Annotated in this window: 1 protein-coding gene; it reads left to right on the top strand. The window is 44.8% G+C overall.

All coding sequences use genetic code 11. The features are described 5' to 3' along the window. Nucleotides 1-376 precede the first annotated feature (376 nt). A partial coding sequence (locus BACCOPRO_RS11475; RefSeq protein WP_008143827.1) for a hypothetical protein occupies nucleotides 377-1,154 on the top strand: 778 nt, incomplete at its 3' end.

Genomic DNA, 1,154 nt, shown 5'->3' with positions numbered 1-1,154 from the left:
GCTTCATTTTTCTTTTATTCATATTAGTTTATTTTCATATTACGGAACAAGTCTATACTCCACATTAAGAACCCATATTCTTAAATAATGCAAAAAATCAAACTTGCTATAAGGCACAAAGAACATGCTTTACTATAAAATATCATCCAGCATAATATCCCATTATTTCATTTCTTACAGCAAATATCGCCCTTTGCCACTGACTGTGCAAGGCGGCCCTGTCGGTCTGGTTGGCTGGAAAAAAATCATCCTCGCTTCGCTCCGGTATTTTTTCCGCCAAGCCTTGCACCGGTCATTGGCAAAGAACAGCCGGGCCAGTAAGAAATTGAAATACTGGCTCCACGGAGCCGGTCATGTCTAATTTAAATAAAAGAATATGACTGAAGAAGTTGGAAAGAAGGTATGTGAAGGTACAGTAACAGACCTCATGAAGGACAAGACCGGAAAACAGACGGTTATCACGTTGACAAGAAAGAATGCTTACCGAGTGAAGAAAATCAGAGAACAAGGGACGGATGACGAAGCCGTCCTTTTTCATTTCCGTAAACGCTGTACGGGAATGGGCTCCTATGTACACACCATCGAAACGGCAGACGGGGAAACAGAACTGCACCCGTCTGAATTTGAAAAATGGGAAGCTGTGGAATTTCTGTATCCCAGCTATCTGGAAGACCTGCTTGATGCTGCATACAACGCGTACAGATGGAGTTCTTTCGAACCTGAAGCAAGAGCGGAAACAGACATCATGCAATATGAAAAACAACTTGTAGAGGATCTGAAACAGATTCCGGAAGAAAAGCAGAACGAGTATGTCAGTGCATACCATAGCAGGTCCTCCGCCCTGTTGGGCAGTCTCTCACGATGTGCCAGTCCGATGGTGACAGGGCCTGCCAAGTTCAACTGCCAGCGCAACAACAAGGCCTTGGATGCATACCAAAACAGATTTGATGAATTTCATGACTGGCGTAACCGCTTCAAGGCAGCCATGGAAAGGATGAAAGAGGCTGCCAAACCGGAAGAACAGAAGCAGGAAGAGGCATGGAACCGCCTGAAGCGTGACATTGCAAGCAGCGCACAAACCATTCATGATATTGATACCGGTAAAGCAAGAGGATACAGCCGTGCCCTGTTCGTCAGCAGTATCCTAAATAAAG

The organism is Phocaeicola coprophilus DSM 18228 = JCM 13818, assembly GCF_000157915.1.
Lineage (GTDB): Bacteria > Bacteroidota > Bacteroidia > Bacteroidales > Bacteroidaceae > Phocaeicola > Phocaeicola coprophilus.
The sequence above is the reverse complement of the archived record's forward strand: the minus strand, read 5'-3'. Positions and strand labels throughout refer to the sequence as shown.